Source organism: Myroides sp. C4067 (assembly GCF_038039665.1).
Taxonomy (GTDB): domain Bacteria; phylum Bacteroidota; class Bacteroidia; order Flavobacteriales; family Flavobacteriaceae; genus Flavobacterium; species Flavobacterium odoratimimum.
On the sequence record NZ_JBBPHJ010000012.1, the window covers coordinates 21,819 to 47,343 of the forward strand.

At 33.7% G+C, this 25,525-nt stretch carries 27 protein-coding genes; 14 read left to right on the top strand and 13 right to left on the bottom strand.

Going from position 1 to position 25,525, the window contains the following annotated elements; translation table 11 throughout:
• Positions 1–31 precede the first annotated feature (31 nt).
• From AABL87_RS10175 to AABL87_RS10200, 6 genes are all read right to left on the bottom strand, one after another.
• A complete protein-coding gene (locus AABL87_RS10175) occupies positions 32–1,072 on the bottom strand; it encodes a hypothetical protein (RefSeq protein ID WP_006264212.1) in 1,041 nt (346 codons plus the stop codon).
• Between the two features lie 245 nt (positions 1,073–1,317).
• On the bottom strand, positions 1,318–1,821 hold the full coding sequence (locus AABL87_RS10180) for an endonuclease V (RefSeq protein ID WP_341277298.1): 504 nt from the start codon (positions 1,819–1,821) through the stop codon (positions 1,318–1,320).
• Positions 1,822–1,839: 18 nt separating this feature from the next.
• Positions 1,840–2,244 carry a DUF2262 domain-containing protein gene (locus tag AABL87_RS10185; protein WP_073144481.1) on the bottom strand — a complete coding sequence of 135 codons (405 nt, stop codon included), beginning with the start codon at positions 2,242–2,244 and terminating at the stop codon, positions 1,840–1,842.
• 2 nt (positions 2,245–2,246) lie between these two features.
• Positions 2,247–2,879: a hypothetical protein gene (locus AABL87_RS10190; protein WP_341277299.1), complete on the bottom strand. Its 633-nt coding sequence runs from the start codon at positions 2,877–2,879 to the stop codon at positions 2,247–2,249.
• Between the two features lie 6 nt (positions 2,880–2,885).
• A complete protein-coding gene (locus tag AABL87_RS10195; protein WP_341277300.1) occupies positions 2,886–4,562 on the bottom strand; it encodes a hypothetical protein in 1,677 nt (558 codons plus the stop codon).
• A 29-nt stretch (positions 4,563–4,591) separates the two neighbouring features.
• Positions 4,592–5,236: a hypothetical protein gene (locus AABL87_RS10200; RefSeq protein ID WP_006264216.1), complete on the bottom strand. Its 645-nt coding sequence runs from the start codon at positions 5,234–5,236 to the stop codon at positions 4,592–4,594.
• A 150-nt stretch (positions 5,237–5,386) separates the two neighbouring features.
• Here AABL87_RS10200 and AABL87_RS10205 point away from each other — a divergent pair, with 150 nt between their 5' ends.
• Positions 5,387–6,352 (top strand): hypothetical protein, encoded by a 966-nt coding sequence (locus AABL87_RS10205; protein WP_006264217.1) that lies wholly within the window; start codon positions 5,387–5,389, stop codon positions 6,350–6,352.
• A 67-nt stretch (positions 6,353–6,419) separates the two neighbouring features.
• Here AABL87_RS10205 and AABL87_RS10210 read toward each other — a convergent pair whose 3' ends face one another.
• Together AABL87_RS10210 and AABL87_RS10215 are read right to left on the bottom strand one after the other, a co-directional pair.
• Positions 6,420–11,483, bottom strand: a complete 5,064-nt coding sequence (locus tag AABL87_RS10210) for a DUF4132 domain-containing protein (RefSeq protein WP_341277301.1) — start codon at positions 11,481–11,483, stop codon at positions 6,420–6,422.
• 10 nt (positions 11,484–11,493) lie between these two features.
• Positions 11,494–11,931, bottom strand: a complete 438-nt coding sequence (locus AABL87_RS10215; protein WP_341277302.1) for a hypothetical protein — start codon at positions 11,929–11,931, stop codon at positions 11,494–11,496.
• Positions 11,932–12,280: 349 nt separating this feature from the next.
• Between AABL87_RS10215 and AABL87_RS10220 the strand changes: the two genes are divergently transcribed.
• Positions 12,281–12,583, top strand: coding sequence for a DUF6804 family protein (locus AABL87_RS10220; protein WP_041893156.1), 303 nt, complete (start codon positions 12,281–12,283; stop codon positions 12,581–12,583).
• 36 nt (positions 12,584–12,619) lie between these two features.
• On the opposite strand, the gene AABL87_RS10225 is transcribed toward AABL87_RS10220, so the two are convergent.
• From AABL87_RS10225 to AABL87_RS10235, 3 genes are all read right to left on the bottom strand, one after another.
• On the bottom strand, positions 12,620–13,204 hold the full coding sequence (locus AABL87_RS10225; RefSeq protein ID WP_006261742.1) for a hypothetical protein: 585 nt from the start codon (positions 13,202–13,204) through the stop codon (positions 12,620–12,622).
• Positions 13,205–13,833: 629 nt separating this feature from the next.
• Positions 13,834–14,448 (bottom strand): class I SAM-dependent methyltransferase, encoded by a 615-nt coding sequence (locus tag AABL87_RS10230; protein WP_341277303.1) that lies wholly within the window; start codon positions 14,446–14,448, stop codon positions 13,834–13,836.
• Positions 14,449–14,450: 2 nt separating this feature from the next.
• A complete protein-coding gene (locus AABL87_RS10235) occupies positions 14,451–14,768 on the bottom strand; it encodes a rhodanese-like domain-containing protein (protein WP_006261744.1) in 318 nt (105 codons plus the stop codon).
• 291 nt (positions 14,769–15,059) lie between these two features.
• On the opposite strand from AABL87_RS10235, the gene AABL87_RS10240 reads away from it, so the two are divergent.
• From AABL87_RS10240 to rlmH, 9 genes are all read left to right on the top strand, one after another.
• The gene (locus AABL87_RS10240) at positions 15,060–15,395 is read left to right on the top strand and encodes a PadR family transcriptional regulator (RefSeq protein WP_006258534.1); all 336 of its coding nucleotides are present in this window, start codon (positions 15,060–15,062) and stop codon (positions 15,393–15,395) included.
• Positions 15,396–15,421: 26 nt separating this feature from the next.
• Positions 15,422–16,063, top strand: a complete 642-nt coding sequence (locus AABL87_RS10245; RefSeq protein WP_286393848.1) for a hypothetical protein — start codon at positions 15,422–15,424, stop codon at positions 16,061–16,063.
• A 14-nt stretch (positions 16,064–16,077) separates the two neighbouring features.
• On the top strand, positions 16,078–16,797 hold the full coding sequence (locus tag AABL87_RS10250) for a hypothetical protein (protein WP_341277304.1): 720 nt from the start codon (positions 16,078–16,080) through the stop codon (positions 16,795–16,797).
• Positions 16,798–16,812: 15 nt separating this feature from the next.
• Positions 16,813–17,460, top strand: coding sequence for a hypothetical protein (locus AABL87_RS10255; RefSeq protein ID WP_341277305.1), 648 nt, complete (start codon positions 16,813–16,815; stop codon positions 17,458–17,460).
• 2 nt (positions 17,461–17,462) lie between these two features.
• Complete coding sequence (locus AABL87_RS10260; RefSeq protein WP_286385335.1) at positions 17,463–18,125, top strand: hypothetical protein; 663 nt, start codon at positions 17,463–17,465, stop codon at positions 18,123–18,125.
• The gene (locus AABL87_RS10265) at positions 18,125–19,018 is read left to right on the top strand and encodes a hypothetical protein (protein WP_006265822.1); all 894 of its coding nucleotides are present in this window, start codon (positions 18,125–18,127) and stop codon (positions 19,016–19,018) included. Before AABL87_RS10260 ends, AABL87_RS10265 begins: the two co-directional genes overlap by 1 nt.
• Before the next feature lie 10 nt (positions 19,019–19,028).
• Complete coding sequence (locus AABL87_RS10270) at positions 19,029–19,721, top strand: hypothetical protein (RefSeq protein ID WP_341277306.1); 693 nt, start codon at positions 19,029–19,031, stop codon at positions 19,719–19,721.
• An 8-nt stretch (positions 19,722–19,729) separates the two neighbouring features.
• Entirely contained in the window at positions 19,730–20,431 is a 702-nt protein-coding gene (locus tag AABL87_RS10275) for a hypothetical protein (protein ID WP_006258545.1), read from the top strand.
• A 140-nt stretch (positions 20,432–20,571) separates the two neighbouring features.
• Positions 20,572–21,045: a 23S rRNA (pseudouridine(1915)-N(3))-methyltransferase RlmH gene (gene rlmH, locus AABL87_RS10280; RefSeq protein WP_006258546.1), complete on the top strand. Its 474-nt coding sequence runs from the start codon at positions 20,572–20,574 to the stop codon at positions 21,043–21,045.
• A gap of 160 nt (positions 21,046–21,205) precedes the next feature.
• On the opposite strand, the gene AABL87_RS10285 is transcribed toward rlmH, so the two are convergent.
• Both AABL87_RS10285 and folP read right to left on the bottom strand, forming a co-directional pair.
• Positions 21,206–21,814, bottom strand: a complete 609-nt coding sequence (locus AABL87_RS10285; protein WP_006258547.1) for a hypothetical protein — start codon at positions 21,812–21,814, stop codon at positions 21,206–21,208.
• Complete coding sequence (folP, locus tag AABL87_RS10290) at positions 21,811–22,635, bottom strand: dihydropteroate synthase (protein ID WP_006264235.1); 825 nt, start codon at positions 22,633–22,635, stop codon at positions 21,811–21,813. Before folP ends, AABL87_RS10285 begins: the two co-directional genes overlap by 4 nt.
• 125 nt (positions 22,636–22,760) lie before the next feature.
• Here folP and AABL87_RS10295 point away from each other — a divergent pair, with 125 nt between their 5' ends.
• From AABL87_RS10295 to AABL87_RS10305, 3 genes are read left to right on the top strand one after another with little or no spacing between them, the layout of a single operon-like run.
• Positions 22,761–23,306, top strand: coding sequence for a DUF1599 domain-containing protein (locus AABL87_RS10295; RefSeq protein WP_025124728.1), 546 nt, complete (start codon positions 22,761–22,763; stop codon positions 23,304–23,306).
• Between the two features lie 28 nt (positions 23,307–23,334).
• Positions 23,335–24,435, top strand: coding sequence for a BT_3928 family protein (locus AABL87_RS10300; RefSeq protein WP_006261755.1), 1,101 nt, complete (start codon positions 23,335–23,337; stop codon positions 24,433–24,435).
• Between the two features lie 12 nt (positions 24,436–24,447).
• The gene (locus AABL87_RS10305) at positions 24,448–25,524 is read left to right on the top strand and encodes an ABC transporter permease (RefSeq protein ID WP_341277307.1); all 1,077 of its coding nucleotides are present in this window, start codon (positions 24,448–24,450) and stop codon (positions 25,522–25,524) included.
• Position 25,525: the final 1 nt, after the last annotated feature.

Genomic DNA, 25,525 nt, shown 5'->3' on the forward strand with positions numbered 1-25,525 from the left:
AGTAGTTTTTATCTAGTTGTTAGAGCAGGTGCTAATTCTTATAAATATCTATTGAAAAGAACTGTTGTACTTTATCATATACATCTTGGTCTAGTGCTACTTCTTTTAAGAAAAGTACATATTCAAAGTCCATCAATTGACGTTTGACAGGCATAGAAAGTATGTGTACTACTAGCTCATCTGCAATATACTTTTGTTGTTCTTTGTTAGCAGAGTGATAGACCTCTTTTACTAAGAAATTATAATAGGTCTTACCTTCTATTTTCTTGTTTACAAACTGTTCGAAGGTCTTATAAACAATGTTCTTAATCACCTCTTCCCACACTGATTTAACTTGTACATTATTAATGGTCAATGCCAGCCAATGTATATACTCATCATAGAACAAATCAATCTTCTTACTATACGTTCTGATACGATTCTGAAAGTCAGTCATGGTTTCAATCACAGTCGAAAAGATATCCAATGTGATTGGCTTATTAATACTGACAGTCACATAGTGATTCACAGGTTCTAAAGCAATATTCATCAAGTCCATCAGCTTCTTTACATTCGCTCCTTCTAATGTTTTTCGACGTCCCGCAACCGACTTTATCGTCTGTTCCATAATCTCTCTTACTTGATCTGTGGTATACTGTGTTTCATCAGTCGAAAAAGTAAGTAAAAAGAGCTGTTCTAAAGGTTTATTCTTTTTAAAGACTCCTGACAACCATCCTGTGATAGCTTCCTTGTCTACACGAAGCATTACTTCTTCTGTCTCAGTTAACTTTTTCTTTTTAGTCTTCGCTCCTGTAGTAGTGGATTTCTTTTTCGTTCCTCCCTTACTATCTTCCATAGCTAGCAATACCGCTACTTTATGGAGGCAAAGTGTTTCTCCATTCGGACAATCACAAGTAAGCGCAGTAATCTTAGCAGCCTGAATAAACAACTGTACATCATAACTCTGTTCTCCATCATCTACAAAAGCTACATAGTGCCCTTTACTCTCTTGTTCTAGCTCACGAACAGGCAATTGCATTGCTCTATTTTTATCTTTTGTAGTTATTGATTTGATTACTTCTGCTACTTTCATAATACTTTTATTGTCAGAACACAAAGTAACATATTTATCCCCACTATAACACTATTTCAAAAATCGTTTTGAGCATATACTCTTTTTCTACTCATGAACAAATCTAGTATACTTCTATCCATCTTATTTTAATTGTGATTATAATGACCTCAGTTGAACTTATATACTCACTTATGGTTGTATAAAGTGGGACACTACGATATAAAAAAGGCTTGGGAATTAATTCTCAAGCCTTACATATCATTTTATATTTTCTTTGTTTCTGTATCCATTATCTGAAGTAGTGTAGGCATTCTATACTTACCATTCATACTCTGTACAAAAACTGAAGCATCTTTAAGTTCCATGCCAATAGCTGTCACATATAGCGGTTTTAGGCTATCTCCTCTTAATACCTCACTGACTAAAGAATCATCTCTAAAGAAGTAACTCTTCGCTATCCCTATGATAGGCAGTTTATTCACTAATACTTCATATAGATATCCTCCTAAACCTTTCTTCCTATTACTATCTAAATACACATAACCGTCTATAATAATACAGTCCAATGTCTTTAAATCAACTTCTTCTAACAAACTTAGAATACAAGGCAATTCCCTTTTATAAAAAGCTCCGGGTTCATACTCTGCTGTACATGGTATTACCTTAGTGATAATATCCATAGGCATTATATCTGTACTCCTTTCGAATAACACTCCTACTATTTTTGCCTTTTGTTCATAATAGAATACATCGATAGCTAACTTCATAGTATTTTGTATTAATACTTATCCATTCATCGCTACATGAGATTCAAACTCTCCATCAACCATCTCAATAGATAGAATATGATCTCCGAAATATGCTCCGCCTTCATAATTAAACTCTACTTCACCATCTCCAGTAAAATATAACGATAACAGTCCTAACTCATCTCTAAACTGCTCTTCAGACAATCCTTCGTTCTTTTCGCTATACACATCATACAGCTCATCTACAATAATATCTTTTCCTTCAGCATTGTATTTCTCTAACTGAGCTACTACCTTATTGACATCTTTTAGAATCTCTTCTAACTCATCATCGCCATTATAAATAGAAAGATTAATTACTTCTTCTCCTAAAGTATAATCCATCTCTAATGTTTCTTCATCATATTCTGATGTTTTAAAATCTTGTGCTGTTAATATCATATCTATTGTTTGTTTAATGCTTTATCTACTATACTAATCAATTCCTGTGGAGTCATAAACGTATTCATAAATGCCTCTAAACTTCCTTCATTAGTCACTTCACTAAAGAAAACCTCATGATCAGTACCAAATAATGTAGGATTCTCTTGATTAGGATCGTCTATACAAATATAATAATGATCAGGAAAACCATAACTATAGAATAGCTGTATCATGCTTGGATATTTTATTCCTACTACTCTCTCTATCTCACTCAGATTAACAAAGTCCTCATCCATAAAATCAGTATTCCACTCTTCATAATCATCAGTTCCCTCTTTATAAGGTGTAAAAGGAGTTGCTGTCCAAAACACCTGCCCTCTCCCTTCTTCTGTATGTACATAGTAATGAGCTATCATCTTATCCATAAATGCCTGTCTATCTGACTGAATCAACTCTTGATGCTCATCTATATACTCTCCTAAACCATAGATAGGCTCTTGATCCTCTTCATCTGCCCAAGGTGTATCCTCTGGCTTCGGATATAATACCGTTTCAAAAGTGATGGACATGATATCCTCTGCTAATGACTTCCCTTTTACTTGACTAATATCTCCTCCTAGAACTTGTATTCTATCTAAAATTGTTTGTTTCATTACTATCTACTTTTGTTTTTTCTCGACAAGTGTCTTGATTTTTTTATTCAAACTTCCATCTGTATACCTATACTTCATCAATTTCTGTACGATATCTTTCGCAGAGAATTTCTCTACAATAAACTCAGCCAATCTTTCATCAGTATATCTAGGATAAACAGGAGTTTGTCCAATACTCATAACCTTGTCTAAGTACGATGCGGCATTAAACTTACACATCTGTTCACCATAAGCCCACATTACATCTTGGGGAATATCTCGGCTCAGTACTTCTAGCATTTTCTTATAATTATGCTCTGTTTCCAGAATAGCAAAATACAACATAGAGGCTGATTTTGCATGATGAAAGTTATTTCTTAAACTACTTAAAACTTTAGTTCTAAATTTCTTAACCTCTTCTGGATCCTCTAAATACTTAATTACATAACTATAATCTTCAAGGTCATAGGTCTCAAAGAAAAGTTGCTTTTTTATATTTGCTAAACCTCTTTTATCCCCATTATTCTCATAAATCTCTTCTAGTATCTCTAGATAAGGTTCGTTATACTCTGTCTGAATATTACTCTCTATTATTTTTAAACAATACTCCTCTACTAGTTTAAGATCTATATCCATTAACCCTTTTAGTAATAGCAAATTGTATTCATTCTGAAACCTAACGGGTTTAAATAATTTATAACAATCTTTTAAAACTCGTTGTTCAACAGCTATTATCAAAAAGAACAAATACATCTCTATCTCAACAACATAATTATTATCTTGATAATGCTTCATTATTTTCACTACCTCATCCCCAAAAAGAGAAGTATATCTCTCATCCTTACTTTCGTATAACTCTATAACTAAAGCTGAAACTAGACTGTATTGTAAACTATTCTTAGGCTCATACAGTTGTTTCAATAAGTTTTTTATCGTTTTCTTTACAATATCTTGATCTTTGACATTTAATAATGCTAATACGTATCTTTCAACAAACTTATTCATATACGTATCAACTCGTTTACTAGTATAATTCACACTATACTTTAACGTAAATAGAGAAGACATTATCTTTAAATAAAGTTCTAAAGCAATAGGTTTTGTAATATTAACTACGATATATTTATCCACTGGCTCTAATGCAAGTGAAACCAAATCTACCAGCTTCTTAATATCTTTAGCATCAGCATTCTTTCTTTTTCCAAAAACAGAAGTATAAATATCTTTCAATATTTTATCAACGATATCTACACTATATTCGGCACTATCTTGTTTTTTAAAAGTTAATATAAACTCCTGCTCTACCTCCTTATTTTTCTTAAACAATTCAGTCAGCCATGTATATACCTCCTCTTGATTAACATCTTGAAGTAATGCTACACTTTCGCTTACTTTCTTTTTACTCAAAGCTTTTTTTACAACGGGTTTCGTAGCAATTTTCTTCCCCTTTAAGGCATCATTTATTGCCATGAGTAGCTTAGTCTGATGTGAACACATGACTATATTGTCAATCTCACATTCACAACTTCTACTAAGGACTTGTTTCCCGTCAATTACAATCTGTACATCGTAACTTTCCTCTTTATCATCTACGAACGCTATCCAGTGTCCTTTACTCTCCTCCTCTACTTCACGTATAGATAATTCGGCTGCTTTTCTTACAGTAGCTCTTTCTACAAATCTTAATAACTGTGCTATTGTCATCTTTTACTTTTTTCTATCTACAAATATACTTACTCTCCCCACACTCTCCACTCAGGAGAACAATACCCTGTCACCATATCTAATACATCGTCTATCTTATCTCTCCACTGAGGTACTATATCATATGTATTACCTAGAGCCGTTAATACCTCTATCGTTCTTTCTTGTCCTCCACCTCTTAACTTGTACTCTTTTAAGTAAGCCAGTACTTCTTTTGTAAAAATCTGTTTTTCTTCACTTACTAGATCTAAGATATACTTTCTTAACTCTACCTCTAACTGTATTTGAAGTAACACTTCCTTTACTTGTTTACCTAAATCTTCTATATCATCGTAAAGAATGTGATAATCAGCCATACCCGACATTGTCGTAGAATGTGATGCGTCAGCCTGACGTAGATAGACTACAGGTTTGCCTTGTGCTTTAGCATATCCTGCTTCTATACCTATGCCTATTCCCTTATCTGTAGTCTCTGCAAACAAACAACAACTCTCATCAATGTCTTTCATCGCCTGTATCATCATCTCTTTCTCTTGTGTTATATCAAAAGCGTACTGTTCAATAAACACAAAAGGTTGGTACCCCATTGTACTTATCTCTTGTTTCATTCTATCAGTCGCTTCTCTAAGCTCATTTTGCATAGAGAAACTACACGAAATATATATTTGTTTCATATTACATTAAATCCTTTCAAATATATTCAAAATACAGCTCTATTCATTCTTAAAAACAAACTACTTTCAACAAATACATCACTGATAATCAACACAATTAAAATACTATTTTTAACATATTAAGTATATTTGTATAAATAATTATGCTAAATGAAAAAACTAATCCTACTGTGCTTAGTGTGTATAAGCACACTATTCGCCTCTTGTAATAGTAGTTCAAACGATTACTGGATAGACAATCCAACAGAAGAACCTATCACAGTTTATATTGATGATACAGCTTATGATATTCCTCCTGTAACTATGATACAAATTACCTTAGAATATGGTAAACACCAACTTAAATACAACAATCAAGAAATCACTATTCACAATGGTGGTCGTGTCAATAAAGGACAAGCTATTATCAATCCTACACAGAGTACTTACGTATTCTTTAAACAGAATTTCTTCAATTTTAATGATGAAAGAACAACAGAAGAATTTATTGAGTGGGCTATAGGAACACAAAGTGACTCTGTTCGTTTAAAAATAAACGATTCTATTGCAACTGTATTTATTCCTTTTAAACCTTGTAACAAGTTAATTATTGACAAACATGACTTTGATTGGAAGTATAATTTAGATGAGCCTATGCCTGAAGGTTTAACTTTAACCAACCCAATTATCACTAGAGGTAACCGCAATCTAGTAAATGACCCAAACTATCAGGCAGGGAAATTCCAAGAGACTGCCTATAAAGTATACAGAGAACGAGAATTTAAAGACTACCTAAAATCTGTGAATGATGCTACAATAGAATTCTTAGTGGAGAAAACACCTTATGCTTCATTGCCAAAAGCAAAAATAAATCTAACCTTGCTAAACGACATCGCTGACCCTCAATATAGAAAAGCATTAGAAGAATGTGTAAAAGAATTTAACCAATGGTTAGATGCCAAAGGAAGTAAATCTACTGATGGGTTTAAAGAAGTTCTTATGGGATCCAAACTAAGAGACTTAAAGTCTGAATACCTTCATAAACACCCTGATGATTACTCATTTAATGCGGCTGTTAATGAGTTTGATGAACAAAAAAACATATTCATGAGATATCAACTTAATATTGTTGAGTAATACTATATCTCAAAAACAATATTAATAAACTAAGGCTGAGTGAATGTACACTCAGCCTTAATGTTTTCTACTCTATCTGACTTAATATACCCGTATCTCTAATACTCCCATCCCTAGCTAAAATCAAAGCCTTAGACACGATCTCTGTGGTCTTAGGGTCATCATCTACAAAGGGTAAAAACAACTTCCCTCTATCCTGTGTATGTACAGGCTCGATATAGAGATGCGTACCAGGTATCAAGTGAATCACACCACTACCGACATGTAAGCTATAGGTTCCCTTAGTCCCTGTGATCACAAGGTGGCGTTCTTTGTACTCGATATTTGTTAACTTCAATAATCGTGCTGTTTCTCTCACAACAGCCATACGCATCTGTACCGTAGATAGACTTGTCTCAGGATCTACTCCTCCAACATAAGCAACACTTACCACTAAGTCAAGGTCTCTCATCACCTCACTGAAGACAATAGGATTAACCTCTGTTAGGGCAATCACGTCATCCGTAGAAGCTTTAGTGAACAAGATATGCTCTAAGCTCACATAGTCTCCGTACTCTGTATTGCTTCCTCCTGAATAGTCAATATAGACCTCAACTCGAATATCCTCTTCAAAATACAGTTTGCTGTAATTCGCATAGTATTCATACTGCCAGTTTCTTGTCTTAAACAGTCCTAAAGTCTGTTTGTCTTTAACCTGATATCCCGTATAGCGATTAGAGCTACCGATATTTGTTTCCTCTGCTTCGTTGTGTAAATACAACTCTCTAAACACTTGTTTAAAGGGTTGTTCTATCTGTTTGTCAAACAAATAAGCTTGTATATTGACCCATTGTCCACTTTGATATAAACCATAACAGTGTGCTATCACGAACTCTTCTGTGCCATGTATATTCATTACCTCTCCCCAAATAGCAGTAAATACTCCCTCTACAAACAAACCGTAAACCTCACCACATTTAAAAACCAACTTAGCCAAGTGATGCTTGATAATCGGATGCAGTAACAACTTCTGCATCTCTGCATAAGAGAACGCATCTTGTCTAAGCATTGCCTGCTCTAAATTCAGACGAGAGCGACTATACTGTTCTTTCAGTGCCTTCTGACGTTCTACTAGATCTATGATTTGCTCATTTTTCTTTAGTTTAGCAGGTATCGCTTTTAAGGGCTTATCCCCTTTACTCTTCACTGTCAACTCTACTTTTCCTTCATCAGATACAGTCAAAGAGAATGTATACTCATCCAATACCAATTCCTTATAGTTCTCTAGAATAGACTGCACTTGTACACTCTCCATAGACCATTGAAAACGCACTGCATCAGTATACCCTGCCGCTCTAGCGATGTTCTGCATCGCTACATTATATATCTTTAAGTCATTCTCTTGGCGCATAGCTCCATACTTCTTAGAACCTTTCTTAAACTGTTCTAATAGCTCATATCGATCCATCAAATCTCCTTCTCTATCTGTCTCAGATAAGGGGAATAACCCACAGGCACGTACATAGTTTCTATCGCGTTTAGAGATAATCCTCGTTTTCAAGTCTTTCATAGAGACTTTGCCTAACAGCACATCTGCATATAGCTTCACACGAGTATGTCCCTCTACTGCCATTAACTTAGTTGAATCATAAAGCATCTGCCAACGCTCTTCTCCTAGTACGTGATAAAAACTAAAGAACCAATCTATATCTACTACCCCTCCTTCAAACTCCTCTAACGCTATAGCAGAGTAGCGCTGTATCTGTTTTTGTATCTTGTTTTGCTCCTCTTCCTGTTGATTATCCAGTAGATGGGCGAACAGCCACCATATTGCAGACTCTAATCCTTGCCAGTCTAAGTAAGTTGTGATGTACTTTATCCACTGCGGACATGCTACAGCCACTTCGATCCATTGTACTGCACTGAAGTTTATCTCTGCTACTTGAGCATTAAACATCTCTTGAGTATCAGTACTTAGAGGTGTTGTTCTACGAATAAGTTTACTATAGATTTGTCCTAATTCCTTAATCGTGATTTGCATCTCTGCATAATAGTAAATATTTTCTTTAGATATCCCTGTGTGCTTGATTTTATGCAATAATCCAAAGAAATACTGCATTCCTTCTATCTCCTGAAAGTCAAAGACAATATCAAATACCTTAGTCGTAGGGTTATCCCTATCCATAACCTGTTGTAAATAATACGCTTTAAACTCGATTAAGACTTGCTGTACTTTATCGGTTATAAATCGCTTTGTGAAAGGAGATAACATTGAACTGAAATAAGACTTTCTATTATCTATGGCAACTAGATACTGTATAAACTCGTCTCGCGTAATTTCACTCTTATCATAGGCAAAAGCCATCAATTCAAAAGGTAACAGATAATAACTATCATCTACTTTATTACAATTCACTTGACGCCAACGCAATAGTCTGAAATATGCTAAACACTGTTCTTCTGTTAAGTCCTCTATAGGTATAAACTCAGCATACCAAGATAAATCTGTATAATCTACCCAGGTATAGCTATACTCTTCTCCATAAACAGAAGTGCGTATTTCTAAATCTAAAACTTCTTGAGGAATACTGTTGTATATTGTTTTTAAACCATCTAAGCAATAGGTCGTTTTTTCTTTAAATGGATATTGATAGGTTAAACAAGAAAAGACTGTTCCCATCGCATACCAGTAGTTATCATATTTAGCTGAGAGTTCATTATAGAAATAAGGCAACTTCCCATCTAATAATGGTTTTATCAATTCAGGAACCTCTGTTTCTGAAGTAGCACAATGCAGTAAGAATAAGTCTAATGTATCCAACTTACTATCCATAAACCACTGATTCCATACTTCATACAGTGGGTAATCTTGGAAGTGTTGTTCCGCTGTCCATTCATCATCACCTGAATAACCATGCATCTTCGTGAAATGTGTTCCTAAGAGTACCTTCTCTGCTTTTCCATAATTAAAATGTTCATATTCATACGCAGCATATTGTTTCATCAGATGCTCTAGACTATCTAACTCTCGTACTACCTCTTCCCATTTCTTAGAAAGTCCCCAATTATGTGCAATGCGCTGACTAAATAAAGTATTATCTTCCACTGAAGGCAATACGACAGCACTCACCACGGTAGCATCGTATAATGCCATATCTGTGTCTTGTCCTTCTTTTCCTTGACGCCCAAAGTCACGCAAGAGTACTAAGTATTCTTCTTCCTCTTTCGCATACTGAATACCTAGATCATCTAACTGTGTTAACCAAGTACCTAGTTGATGGTGTATGTCACCTCTCTGAGCTAGTACTACTAACCCTTCCATTGCTGCTAAGCGCTGATTCACATTCTCACTTAATATTAATTGTTCTAATAGTCTATCCTTAAAATCATCTTGTCTAGAGATCAATAGACGGATAAAGTGTTGTTGTGTCTTTTTAAACTTCCCTTTAAAGTATGCTACTATTTCTTCTTCGTCTTTACTTGATAAGGTAGCGATTGTTAAAAAACGCATACAGCCAAAAGCGATTGTCTCTTTGCGCTCTTTCAGATAAGCGAAAGCTAACTCATTTTGCACCTCATAGGTAGGTTGTACCTCTCCAGTAAAACTATATCCATACCCCTGAAGCCCATACTCTTTACCTCCAAACAACAAGACATTTAATAACTCTTCTTTAAACTCTGTAGTAAAGGTATTTCGCTTGTCTATAAACAGTCTCGCCTTCTCTGATGACTCCTCTGTCAAATACAACAGTGAAGTCAATAACTCTTCTTTATTTAACTCAAAGCTTCTGTAATAATCTGGTATTACACTACTCTTCAAGATTAGTGTCTTTCCACTTTTATACTGTTCATATAAATCATAAAACACCAGATATACCTCTTCATAATTTTCTTGTTGGATAAAATACCTTGAAGCTCTACTGCCTTCCAAATATTGGTTTATTCGATTTAGCAGCATAGCGATAAACTCTTGATCTCTACTTTCTAATACTTTGTTAAATAGAACAGACTCAACCGTATATTCATTAAAGTTTGGTAAGAACTCTAATATTACAAGCTGAAACTTGCGCTCTACTTCCTCAAATGCACTCTCAACAAAGTCAAACGCCATCTCTCTGTGTATCCATAGATAACAGTGCATCAATGCGTAAAACTCTTTTTCATTAAACGCAGATAATTCTTTCTCGTCAAAATACTCATAGTGATTTAAAGCGTAGAGCATCATCTCACATAGTCGCTTTACATTATCTTGTTTGTCATCTTCTACATGACTTCTAAAGTGGTATGCTAACTCTGTACGCACTGCTTCATAACGCACTAAATTATGAGAGAGAATAACTTCTAAAAAATACTTTAAGTTAGCTACCTGTACATGTGATAATAACCTCGTAATATCTTGTCTAATTCCCTCTTCACGACCAGCGTTTACCAATATATCTTTTACTTTCTCCCAATACTTTGATTGCTTTGAAGCCATTAGCATCAATAAAAAAGAAGGTGTCCATCGTCCATGCTCATTATCCCCATCACAGATAGTATCGACTACCTCGATTAACTGCTCTTCTCCACTATCTAAAGCTACTGCCCATACATAAGGAAGATAATTAGGTAGCGAGAGGTGCATACTATACTCTACCTGCTTATGAAGTGGCAACTCTATGCTATAGGAATCATAGTTATGATTATCATAGAACGATATACCATATAACAGTCCTGAAATAACATTACACTGTTTTAAGAATGTATGTTCTGCATTGTGCCACGTCGCTTCTTTTATATCATATTGTCCTCCTAAGATATATTCATCCACTCGATCTAATAATTCATGTACCCAAGGCGCTAACTTCTCTCCAAAAAAGTACACCAATAAAGCATAATACTCCACTTCTCTCCACATCCCAACAGAATTACTTGCTAACATCTCTACAAAAGTCTCATCATAACGCGTAAATACCTTAGGGCTATAAATAGAATCTTCTGGATCACTACTATTGCCAGTAAAATGTAGTCCTAACATAGCGATATGTGGTTCTAACTTTACACCTACATACTCTTCATTATACACCATCGCATAAAGCTCCCCATGTATCTCTGCATAAGTACGGTTCTCCACTTGATAGTCTCTTAGTATAGTTACAATATTATTATTCATTGGGATCTGTTTAAAAACTAGCTTTTAAAAAATTAAGGGGAATAAATACAAAGGCATCTGCATCATTCAACACAATGACCTCTTCTAATGACAGCAACTCTCGCTCTCCATAAAACAATAAGAACAACTGATCTTCATACGCCTGTATCACACGCTGTACCTCTTCTGCTATATTGATATCTCTATACTTCTCAGGAGAGGTAAAACGGAGTTTACTAGTGAATAGAATGTTATCTAAAGCTTCTTGTGTAATGGTTAACTGCTCTATGGTATTGCGCTGTTTGAACTTCTGTATATGTTGTTCTACCTGCTGTGTCACTACAGCTCCAAGGAACTCTCTTACTGTGATTGCATCTGTAGATACTACTATCGCTATCGTCAGTCCCTTTACCTCAGCACTTAATCTATTCAATTGTTTAATCTGTATATTCACTCGCTTTACAGTCATAATCACTTTCTTTTTCAAAGAGGAAAGATAAGACTTTTAACAAAAAGGTAAGTAGCTATAACTAGCTATATTCTATAGCAAATCAAACATCTTAACACCTCAATAATACTTACACAGCGTTCTTCAACTTGCCGTTATCGGCAAAAAAACCATCTAAACAGATAAATTATTTTAAAAACTTGCCGATATCGGCAAAAAACTCATATAAGCAGATAATTTATTTCAAAACTTGCCGATAGTTATAAAAGATAAATACGAATAACCTATTCTCTAGAAATAGTAATTAGCGACATCGCATTTAATCTAGTTATTTCGTATCTTAATACTATATTTCACACCTGTTATTCTCATGGAAAAAGCTATCAAAATCACTATTGCAGTTTTACTCTTAATGTGTCTTTTAAAGTTGCCTTATGGGTTCTATCAATTCGTTCGCTTTGTGGCCTGTATAGGATTTAGTTACTTTGCGTACAAATCTTATTATAGAGAAGAAAAAACGGAGATGTTTATCTTTATTGTACTAGCGCTACTGTTTCAGCCTTTTTTAAAAGTCGCTCTTGGACGTAGTATTTGGAATATAGTGGATGTCATAGTTGCTATTGGTCTATTTATCAATATCCCTAACAGCAATAAAAAAATAAACCGCGAATAGAATTAATCCATCCGCGGTTATAAATTATTTTAATGACTAAAACTCATATACATCTAACTTCTGCTCTTGATCGAAGACTACCTCAGCATGTCCACTCGGTGCATCATACTTCGCTTTCTCTACTATAGAAGGATTAGAAGGATATGTACCATTAGCATATACTAGCGATTTCCATTCTCCATCTGATTTTACAGTTAAGACTTTCCAATCATTCTCTACGGTAGGTTCTACAAAAATAGCTCCTTGCATCACTGTAAACTTCGTGATTAACTTATAATCAGACCCAAGCAACAAAGTAGTACACCCACCTGATCCACAGAAATAAGTACCTGTAAGACTTACAAAGATTTCTTTCTTCCCATCTCCATTTAGATCAATAGCATACAGCTTAAACTGACGGTCTGTATCTGTCATCACCTTCAAGTCTGCTTCTGTCAGAAACTCATTCTTCAAAAAGTTACTTACTCCTAATACAATATCTGATCCTACAGCATCAGCTTTAGGCTCCTGAAATTCTATTACCTCTTCTAAAGGTTCTATAGCCTCTACTTTCTTCTCTTTCTTACAAGAGACAAATGCTATTCCAACTAATAATACTGCAACAATACTTATTCTTCTCATCTTATTTTATTCTTTTTAATAGTATACAAAGGTGGCTAATTAATTCAATTGTAAAGTCTTTTTAACAACAATTTGATGTTCTTTTATACAAAAAAACAGTGTTACTTTTTTACTATTTCAATAATTATTCAATTGATAAAGTTATTATTTTAAACTTCTACTCAACTTTTTTTCTCTAAAAACAGCAATTATCCGTTTTTTGAGCACAAAAATAAAAAACATAAACTCTTTTTTTTATTCCCCAAAAAACACAACACACTTAATAACAATATGTTACTAAAACAATTAGTACAAACATAAAAATACAATCATGCTATAACCCCAGTAAAATAAGGGCTTCAATGCAAATCCTTCGACAATACATGGACAATAACCCGAGAATAGTGGAGCTAAGGCAAGCTTTGTCCAATAATGCTCCTTTTATACTCCATGTATTCTCCTTTGATGAAAGACTCATACTTCATAATCATTAGATCATCATACTATTGCTATTTTGCTGATTAGAGATTGAAAAAACACTTTTTATTTTTCGTTTATCTCTGTTTCTCCTTATCTATATTCGCTATCCTGTTGCAACAAAAAAAGCCTTGAAGCTAGTGCTTCAAGGCTTATATATATTCTTTTATGTCTTATTTCTTCTTCGCTATCCCTCTGATTACTTTTGCTATTCCTCTGTGATATAGACCTTCTGACAGCTCTATATCTACCTCTTCTAGATTGATAAATTCGAAATCGCAGAAATCCTCTTTTAATTCTTCTACGCTATACAGCATCGTAGGGTTACTAGGTCCTCCTACATCGGGATTCTCTTTTTGTTTATAGATATGCTCTTTAGCAAAAGCTTCTAGTATCAATGTTCCACCTGCTTTGACATAACTTCCTAACTGTCTGTGATAGGCCCTCCTTACACCCTCTGGAAAATGAGCATAAATCAACGCTACTGCATCCACTGATGCTAATTCGTAAGATAGCGATTCAACATCACTGACAAGATAGTCAATCTCTACATGGTGTTGTTTAGCTAATTGAAGTGCTTTATTCCTAGCTTCTATACTTTGATCAAAGGCTTTTACACTCCATCCTTTTTGCGCTGCATATACCGCATTTCTCCCCTCTCCCTCAGCTGCCATTAATATAACCTCCTTGTCACGACTAGGCTTGAGTACTTCTTCTAGATAGGCATTAGGCGCTATCCCATAAGCATATTCTTGTTCTTTATATCGCTCATTCCAAAACTCTTTCATGCTTATCTTCCTTTTACATTAGCGACTTTAGTCCACGTTCCACCATTTATCACTTGTGTATATCCTTTCTGCTCTAACATACGCTTCGCCTGACCACTGCGCATTCCACTTCTACAGAATACGACAATCTTATTTTCTTTAGGTAGTTTATGCAACTGTGATTCTAATGTATCTAATGGGATATTCAGAGCGCCAGGTACAGAACCACTTTTAAACTCTCCTACTGTACGTACATCTACCAGCATAGCTCCTTCCTGAATATAAGCGAATAGTAACTCTCCCTTATCTAATCCTAATAACTTATTTATAAAACCAAACATAGTCCATTGTTGTTTAAAAGAGTAAAGGTATGACTTCCCTTGTAGGTTAACTGTAACTTAGGTTACTGTACTCAAAGAAGCCTTTTATTTAACATTCCTGCAGCCTTCCACCTCAAAAAGGCAATTCTCTGACAGTCTCAACTATTAACACTTTACACCTATTTTACGCTAATTACTTACACTAAACAAACATTTATACATCAAAACATGAAAAGTATCTAAAAAGTATATACCTAAGATTTGGAGGTATCAGATATTTTTATACTTTTGCTATACATAAGAATCTTAAGTATGAAAAAGCAACAACAACTTTATAAAGGAAGTCTCAATGCCATCATCATGAAACTACTCGATCAGAATGGGCGAATGTATGGGTATGAAATCACGCAAAAGGTAAAAGAAGTAACTGAAGGAGAAATGAGCTTGACAGAAGGTGCTCTCTATCCTGCCCTTCACAAGCTAGAAGCTGATGGATACTTAGATGTAGAACTAGAGCGTGTAGATGGACGAGTACGTAAGTACTATAAGCTCACAGAATCTGGAGTAAAAGAAACTACTTCTAAAATGGAAGAGCTAGAAAGCTTTATCCGCAATATGCAGAACATTGTCAATCTAAAATTGACATAATTGGCAACCACCAAAGACAAAACACAATGAAAAAACTTACTATAAACCAACAACAACTAATTATCGCTGAGATAGCAAGATATAATGTGCGCTATGCCAATCTTAAAGAAGAATTGACAGACCATATCTTCTGTGAAATAGAAGAGCTATATCATACAGGATACGAGTTTGAACAAGCTTTTATACAAGTATTTGATAAATGGCATCCTATGCTGACTCCTAGAAAAGACTTTAAGTATAGACATGTCCCTTCTTTTATCTCTAATACGTGGTATCGCAGAGATGATAACAGATGGAGAATAGCAGGTGTTATCACTTCTCTATTTGCTGTAATAAACCTATTCATTCTAAAATTGGATAATATTACATACACTACTAGCTTTTTTACAATTAGTTTGATAGGTCTTGTATTATCTGTTTTTCTACTTATTAAGAATAGAAAGAGACAGCACTATAGAGCTTCTTATTTGATTCTAAAAGCGATGGTATCTGGAGGAATACTACTAGTATCCACTTTTTTATTAAGAATAAAAATTGAGTCTTTTAGGGTTAATGACTTTCATGTAGAGAATTTTAACTTACTCTCATTAATTGTTCTATACCACTGTATCAATATTATACTGTTATCTATGGAGAATAGTAAACAACAACGTACACAGATTGCTTAAAAAAAGAAAATGCTATGAAAACACTACAACCACTAGAACTAGATAAAATTAGACAAGAACTAATCAACCACAAGGTTGAATACATAGAGGTAATAGAAGAACTGACAGACCATATCGCTAATGGTATTGAGCAACAATGGAGTGAATCTAATACTCAAATATCTTTTGAAGAGGCCTTGACTATAGAGATTAATAAATTCGGGGTTAAAGGATTAAGCAAAGTGCAAACTCAGATGAATAAAGCCCAAATATATGAGTACTTGCGTATCATCGGTTTAGGTATAAAAGAGTACTTTGTAACTTCTAAAGTGTCCTATCTACTAGCTATTTTTATTGGTACACTTCTACTATTTAATATTTCAAGTACATGGTATTTTATAGACAGAATATTTAATGTTGGTTATTTAGCTACGATTGTAACTTTTAATCTAGTTATCATGATAGAAAGTGATAGTAGTTGTAAATTACCTTATCTAGGAAATACAAAAAGATATATTTCTAATGCGTACTATTTACTAGTAAAGCAGCTAACCTATTTCTCTTTAATACCTATGATAATTCTTTGTTTTAGTAAAACTTCTCAACAGTTTATCTATTCAAACAGCGCTTTTATCTGGGTACCTAAAAGTATTCTATTTACACTCTTGCTGATTATCCCTTTCATCATTCTCAATAAACTGAGACCTATGGTACTTAAAAAAAAGAATGAACTATCACAATCTAAAGTAATATAATTAATTATCTAAACCATGACAACACTATCTACTAACCAAATAAAACAGATAGAGGATACTCTAATCTCTAAATACAATATCAAGTATCAAGATACTCGTGATGAGGTACTAGATCATATTGCCTGTGAGATAGAAGAACTGATGAATGAAGGTGCTTATTTTCACGAAGCGAGTAAAATAACAATAGCTAAATGGCATAGTCAACTAAAGCCTTCTAATTGGGTGATCAACAAAACGCCTAGATTTATAGTCAATTCACTAATTGTAAAAGATATGCAGAGCATTGGGCTACTATTTGTTTTGGCTGTATTCACTACCTTTATATTTCATTTTTTTATCAAAGATCAATTATTCATCTTAGGGCTTGCTTTAGCTATAACAGCTTTTCCTATGTTAGTAATGGGGTACCTCAAGTATAAAAAGAATCGTTACGCGAATTTTAAACTAGATTATTACACTGAACATATCAAAGGCGTTGCTTGGTTTAGTTTATTTGTTTTAGATGGTATGGTAGCTTTATATTACAGTTTCACGAGTACTTTTTCGATAGTTTACTTAAACCTAACATTTTTACTACTAGCTATTTTCTTATCAAGTATAGCTATGTATTTGACCTTAAAACATAACCAAGAATACAACAGTGTTTCATCTAAAATATTGTAATTATGAAAACACTTACTATTGATCAAATAAAACATATAGAAGAGACCTTAATCACTCAATACAATATCAAGTATCAAAATACTCGTGATGAAGTATTGGATCATATTTCTTGTGAGATAGAAGAGCTAATGAATGAGGGGAGTGAATATGAAGACGCTTTTAGACAGACTTTTATAAACTGGAAGGATTTATTAAAAACAGATCCTAATCATTTCTATAAAAACACACCCTACTTTATCTCTAAAAACTGGATTGAAAAAGATAGTAGAATAAAGAATAACTCTATCTTATTGGGGATAATTATTGCTGTTTGTCAAATGACAGTTCTAGTGTTTTCAGATAGTTTATACTTTATAGTTTCAATATTATTAGCTCTAGTTTCATTGAATATAGTATTTATACTTAGACACTATATCAAAACGATAGTAAGTGAACACGCTGTTTATCTAAAGAAGAGAATTAAGAAGATAACTTCTTATAATGCATTAATAGTAGCGTTATTCATAAGTATCCTACTCTTTCAACATTTACTTAAAAAAGGAGATTTACTAGGCTTCACTCAAGGTTTTATAATTGGAGGGGCTTTATTTATTCCTTTTTCATTAACCTGGACACTAATTACTTATAAATCTTACAAACAACAACTAAGCAAAACTGAAGTGTGATGAAAAAAACAATTAACCTTATAATCCTATTATTATTCACTGGTATATCTTACTGTCAAGTATCAGAAGATATAAATAAGATACTGGTAGATGTATTATACAAAGACCAACACTATAGAACTCTGTATGATAAAGAACAAAATAGCATTGCTAAAAATGAGTTAAACTCTACTATCTACTCTTATGATAAGGAGAACCAAGAGATAGTACTTCCTATAATAGAAAGATTAATTAATGGAGAAGATTTAAAATTAGATGAGGCTAGTTGGCATACTTGTTTCTTAGTATTACAACACGCTGATTTAGAAACTCAATTAAAGTATAAAGACTTTGTGTTACATTACTATAAAGCAGGTAAAATAAAGAACTACGAATATCTTATATTTATAGATAGGATAAATGTAAACACTAATAGATCACAGACTTTCGGTAGTCAAGTAATAGAACTCCCTAATGACAAATTATTAGTATATCCATATGCTTCTTATGATACTAGAGCGAAGGCTTTTAACAGTATAGACATGAATATTCTTAATTTCTCAATGATTAATGGCTCTATGAGATACAGCACTAATCTAAACAAAAAGAAAAAAGAAGATATGGGTCAGCAATATCCTATTGTAGCACTTAAAGAAAATGACTTTGTTTTTTTAGGAGCAGTTATAGATAAACAAGATAACAAAGGTGTGGCTGGCATACAGGTTCTAAATAACAATACAATAGTCACTACTACTGATAATACAGGTTATTTTCAATTTATAGTCAACAAGAATGAAGTTCCGAAAACTATTCGTTTTAAATACAATAACCTAGAATACACATATGAAACTGATACTCCTATAGAAGGGACTGATTTCAGATTAATAGTGAAAGCTACTGAAGCCTTTAAATAAGCGTAAAATCATGATGAAAACACTTACTACTGACCAAATACAAGCTCTACACACTTTTGTAAAGAAGCACTATGTAGAATACTATGATATCGAACTGGAGCTAGTCGATCACTTAGCCAATGGAATAGAATCTCAATGGAGAGAGGATGGTTCACTTACTTTTGAAACAGTATTAGACAGAGAGTTTAAGAAGTTTGGGGTATTTGGGTTTAGTACAATCATTGAGAAGAAGGAGAATAGTCTTACGTATTTTTATCTTGGCATTATTCTAAAAGAAGTTCTGCGCTTCCTGCATTGGCCTAAATTACTCTTAACGAGTGCACTCTTTTATATCATATATACATCACTTAATTATCTATCAACGATATTTGAGAATAGAGATATAGTCTCTGTTATTATATGGAGTCTAATGCCTCTTGTTTTTATTTATTATATCATAGAGGCGACTCAAATTAAAAAACTTCATAAAGCGACTCAAAAGAAGTGGTTTATGGATAGGATAAGGTTATCTGTAATAGCATTTCCTTTATCTGCTCTATACATCACGTATTATTTCGGAAGGTTTATAGCTAATAAGTCTATTGTGTTATCAAGTGTACTTATCTTATTCGTAGGACTCTGGATATACATTACATACAATGTTATATCTCCTAAGCTCAAACTAGAAAAAGAAGCTACTATAAAGAAGTTTAACACCCTATAACTACTATTATGAAAACTCTAACTACTGACCAAATACAAGCTCTACACACTTTCGTAAAGAAGCACTATGTAGAATATTATGATATCGAGCTGGAGCTAGTCGATCACTTAGCTAATGGAATAGAGTCTCAATGGAGAGAGGATGGTTCACTTCCTTTTGAAACAGCACTAGACAGAGAGTTTAAGAAGTTTGGGGTATTTGGGTTTAGTGACGTAGTGGACTCTAAAATAATAATGACAACGAATAGTTACTTAAAACAGATGTATAAGGTCTTATTAAGTTTCTTCACTATTCCTAAAATAATTGTTTCACTAGCTATATTTTTATTGAGTTTCGCTATTGGTTTAGCTCTGCCTAATTACTATTTAGAGATATTTATAATTACCTCTTTTATACTTCTTTTAGGCTTTATCGGTATGGGGATCAGATGGCAGATAGAACTCAAACAGATCAATAAAAAAAGTAATAAGAAATGGTATTTAACTAGAGTGGCTACTATGGCTCTCGGAGGCCCTGTAATACTAGTTATAGCTCCTTCTTTTAACTCGATTAATCTATTACAAAACTATATTTCATCGATTAGCTTTCTCATTCTAACCTCCTTTTTGATAACCTTATTAATACTGTGGGTTTATATATCTCTTTTTGTATTTATACCCTTTATGCGCAAAGAGATACACCATTCTATTCAACGACACCAACTAACTTAAACACACCTTACTATGATCGCATTAATCACTAAAATTGCGTTGTATATCTGCAACCTAGTATTACATTGGCTATAAATACACCTTAGACAGTGTGCTATTTTCTATAAAAAAACTACTTTTGCAAAAAATAAATCAGACAGATGAATATCAAATTACTTGCAATAGGAAAGACAGACAGTAAACCATTACAAACGTTAATGGATGAATATATGAAGAGATTGTCTTTTTATGTAAAGTTTGACCTAGAGGTAATTCCTGATATCAAGAATGCGAAGAATATGTCTGAAGATCAACAGAAACAAAAAGAAGGGGAACTAATCTTATCTAAGATAGGCCCTACTGATCAGCTAATCTTACTAGATGACAAAGGAAAGGAGTTTACGAGTATTAGCTTCGCTGATGAGCTACAAAAGAAGATGAACTCTGGTATCAAGACCTTAGTATTTGTTATCGGAGGACCTTATGGTTTCTCAGAGGACGTGTATAAAAATGCAAAAGGGAAAATATCACTTTCTAGAATGACATTTTCCCATCAGATGATTCGTTTATTTATTATCGAACAGATTTATAGAGGATTCACTATCCTGCGCAATGAACCTTATCATCACGAATAGGTTTTTAGTTAACGGTGAACGGTGAACGGTGGACAGTTTACAGTGGACGGTTTACGGTTTACGGTTAACATTTTCAGTTAATTGGTTTACAGTGGACAGTTTCACAAAAAAACGGTTTCACGGTTTCACAAACTAACGATTTCACAGTTTCACGATTCGACTAATAAATCAAATCTGTCTTTAAAAACTGGTCTACCACTTCTTTTTCTACAAAGAAAATACGGGTCTGTAAATAAGTTTCGTATGTGACGTCTTTATTCACTCCTAGTTGTAGACTATCTTTATCTTTTATAGCCTCTATTAATTGGTCTTTAGTCACTGACTTACCTTCTACTAAGAAGTTATTAGCATCTTTTAGATATACTACTTTATCTAGAGAAGTAGGTCCTACGAAACCAAAGTCTAAGTCTTTAATTGGAAAAAGAGAAAGATGCTTGTGTAGTGTATCAGCATAACTTAGATATACTCCCTTCTCATCTCTATGCATATTGTCTTCTGCATATTTGTGATCTTTAATTCTCTTTATCTCTTGTAATACTTCTTTAGCATTCAAATCACGTTGAACAGAAACAATATAGTTCGTACCAGCAATTCTGTTGGCATCATTTAAATTAAAGCTCTTTCCTTCTTCTCCTGTTTCAAAGTATATAGGTGAATGATCGTCTATTCCTTCTTCAACAATAAAAGAAGCTCTACTTAATTGCATTTCTTTCTTATTACAGCTCACTAATAATAGTAAAGCAGGTATTAATAGTAGCACTTTTTTCATATACTCAATTGTTTTATTATTTCTCTTGTTTGTACAGCCTCTTTCACATCGTGAACTCTTAAGATATGAGCTCCTTTTTGTAAAGCTACTGTATTTAATACTGTCGTTCCGTTTAATGCCTCTTGAGGAGTAATATCAAATAACTTATAGATCATAGACTTCCTAGATATACCTACTAAAATAGGCAATTCAAAAGAAGATAACAACTCCATTTTACTCATCAGCTCATAATTTTGTTCCAATGTTTTAGCAAAGCCAAAGCCTGGATCTAGTATAATATCATTAATCTTATATTCTCTTGCTTTTGCTACTCGTTCTGAGAAGTATATTTTCACTTCTTTTACTAAGTCATTATATGTAGTCATTGTCTGCATCGTCTGAGGAGTTCCTCTCATGTGCATCATAATATAAGGCACTTGTAACTCCCCTACAGTAGCCAACATCTGTTCGTCTAAATGTCCTGCAGCAATATCATTTATAATAGAAGCTCCTGCAGCTACTGTAGCTCTAGCCACACCTGCTCTAAAGGTATCAATAGAAAGGTGCATAGTCGGGAACTCTTTTTGAAGTAACTCTATAATAGGTACGATACGTTCTATCTCCTCTTCTTCACTGACAAACTCTGCACTTGGTTTACTAGAATACGCTCCTACATCGATAAAGTCAGCCCCCTGATTTATCATCTGTTCTGCATGGTTTAAAAAAGCTAGATCAGTCTTATACTTTCCTCCATCAAAAAAAGAATTAGGAGTGATATTTAATATTCCCATTATTTTTGGAGAACTTAAATCAATCAATTCTCCTTTACAATTTATTGTCATTGTGTGTAATGCGTTACTTTTTTATGTAGTTTTATATAATTAAAAACAGCTAAAATACTTCTACCTCTTTCAAAGGGTTAGTATTATTAGTATTTTTGAAAAAATATTACACAAATATAATCCAAATGAATACGACTTCTACTCAATTTGATCAAGTAATTGCGATATGCAGAGATTTATATACCAAGAAAATGAAAGACTATGGATGTGCATGGAGAATCCTTAGAATGCCTTCGTTGACTGATCAAATTTTTATAAAAGCACAACGCCTTAGAAGTATTCAAGAGAATGAGGTTAGAAAGATAGATGAAGGAGAAATCCCTGAGTTCATTGGTATTATCAATTATTGTGTGATGGCACTTATCAATTTAGAGATAGGAGTTGCGAATCAACCTGACTTATCTACTGAAGAAGCAATTGCTTTATACGATCAAAAAGTAGCTGAAACAAAGCAATTAATGGAAGATAAAAACCATGACTATGGAGAAGCTTGGCGTGATTTAAGAGTTAGTTCATTAACAGACCTTATCTTACAAAAACTATTGCGTGTAAAGCAAATTGAAGATAACAAAGGAAAAACTATTGTATCAGAAGGAATAGCTGCTAACTATCAAGATATGCTAAACTATTCTGTATTCGCATTGATACACTTAGATTTACCAAACCAATAAATCACTGTTCTAATACAATCAAATAACTATGAAAATAATTGCTCAATTATCTCGAATATTTGTAGGAATACTATTTATCCTTTCTGGATTAGTGAAACTAAATGACCCTATGGGGTTTTCATATAAGCTAGAAGAATACTTCTCTGAAGCTGTATTAAATATTCCTTTCCTAGCTCCCTATGCCGTAGGATTAGCAGTGACTCTTGTGATTGCTGAGGTACTATTAGGAGTTGCTCTATTAATAGGGTATATGCGAAAATTGACAATTACTTTACTGTTCTTAATGATTGTATTCTTCACATTCCTTACCTTCTACTCTGCATTCTTTAACAAAGTAACAGATTGTGGTTGTTTTGGGGATGCTGTTCCACTAACACCTTGGGGATCTTTCACAAAGGATATTGTATTACTTATCTTGATTCTTATTATCATGAAATATAATCAAGTAATAAAACCTATCTTCTCTGGTAAGATTAACAATATTATAATGATTCTGTCTTTAGTACTATGTAGTTTTATGGGGTACTGGGTATTAAACCATTTACCTTTAAAAGACTTCAGAGTTTATAAAGTAGGTACTGATATCGTAAAAGGAATGGAGATTCCTGAAGACGCTCCAAAAGCAGTTTATGAGATTACGTTCTACTATGATGTAAATGGTGAAGAGCGCAAGTTCTCTGATAAAGAGTTAACTAAATTACCTGAAGGTGCTAAATACCTAAGAAGAGAAGAGAAACTTATCTCTGAAGGATACCAACCTCCTATTCATGATTTGACTATGGATAAAGACGGTATTGACCACCTATCTATGATGATGGCAGAACCGAAATTAGTAATGCTTATCTCTTATGACCTAACTAGAGCTGATGAAAAAGGCCTAGAAGCAATGAAAGACTTTGCTAATAAAGCTATTGTTAAAGGATATGTAGTAGCTGGTATGACTGCTTCGAATCAAGACTTAATAGAATCTGTAGTTAGTAAATACAAACTTCCTTTTGACTACTATACATGTGATGGGACTACACTAAAAACAATAGAGCGTGGTAACCCAAGTATAGTAGTAATAGAAAATGGTGTTATTGTAGAGAAGAAACATTGGAATGACAGAGAATCTGTAAACTTAAAATAAGCCTACACGACCTTGTTAAGTTATTTTTTAAAGAAATTATTATACGCATTCTTCACCTTGTTTGGTGTAGTTACTGTTGTCTTCTTTCTATTTAATATTCTTCCTGGAGATCCAGCTAGGATGATGCTTGACCAGAATGAAAACTCAGAACAACTATTAGCTATCAAAAAAAAGTATGGTTTTGATCAACCTAAAGGAAAGCAATATCTGCTTTACTTAAATGACTTATCTCCTATCTCTGTACATAGTGAAACAGAAGGAGATTACAGTTTTAATACCGATCAAAAGTACAATGGAACAGTCCTATTTAGCACAGGGCAATACAACTTGATGCTGAAGACACCATACTTAAGAGAAAGCTTCCAAAAAAGTGGTAAGAAAGTAAGTACTATACTTGGAGAAACCTTGCCAAACACTATTCTATTAGCAACATTAGCTATTAGTATCGCGCTTGGTATTGGTGTACTACTAGGTGTTGTTTCAGCTCTATTTAAAAACACATGGCTAGACAAAACAATAGCCATTATAAGTACTTTTGGGATGAGTATCCCCTCGTTCTTCAGTGCTATTTTATTTGCTTGGATATTCGGGTACGTACTGCATAGTTATACAGGACTACCGATGACTGGAAGTCTCTATGAGGTTGATGACTTTGGAGAAGGAAGACATTTAGTGCTAAAGAATGCTATATTACCTTCTGTTGTACTTGGTATTAGACCTTTAGCTGTTGTAATTCAGTTAATGAGAAATACCCTATTAGAAGTACTTAATCAAGATTATATACGCACAGCCAAGGCTAAGGGATTAAGCACTACACAGATTATCTATAAACACGCTTTAAAGAACTCCCTGAATCCTGTAGTTACAGCATTATCAGGATGGTTTGCCTCAATGCTGGCAGGAGCAGTCTTTGTAGAATATATCTTTGGGTGGAATGGCCTAGGTAAAGAAATAGTAGATGCACTGAATACACTAGACTTACCTGTCATTATGGGCGCAGTACTTATTATCTCTTCTTCTTTCGTAATCATTACTATTTTAGTAGATTTGATATATGCTTATTTAGACCCTAGAATCAAGTTAAATTAAA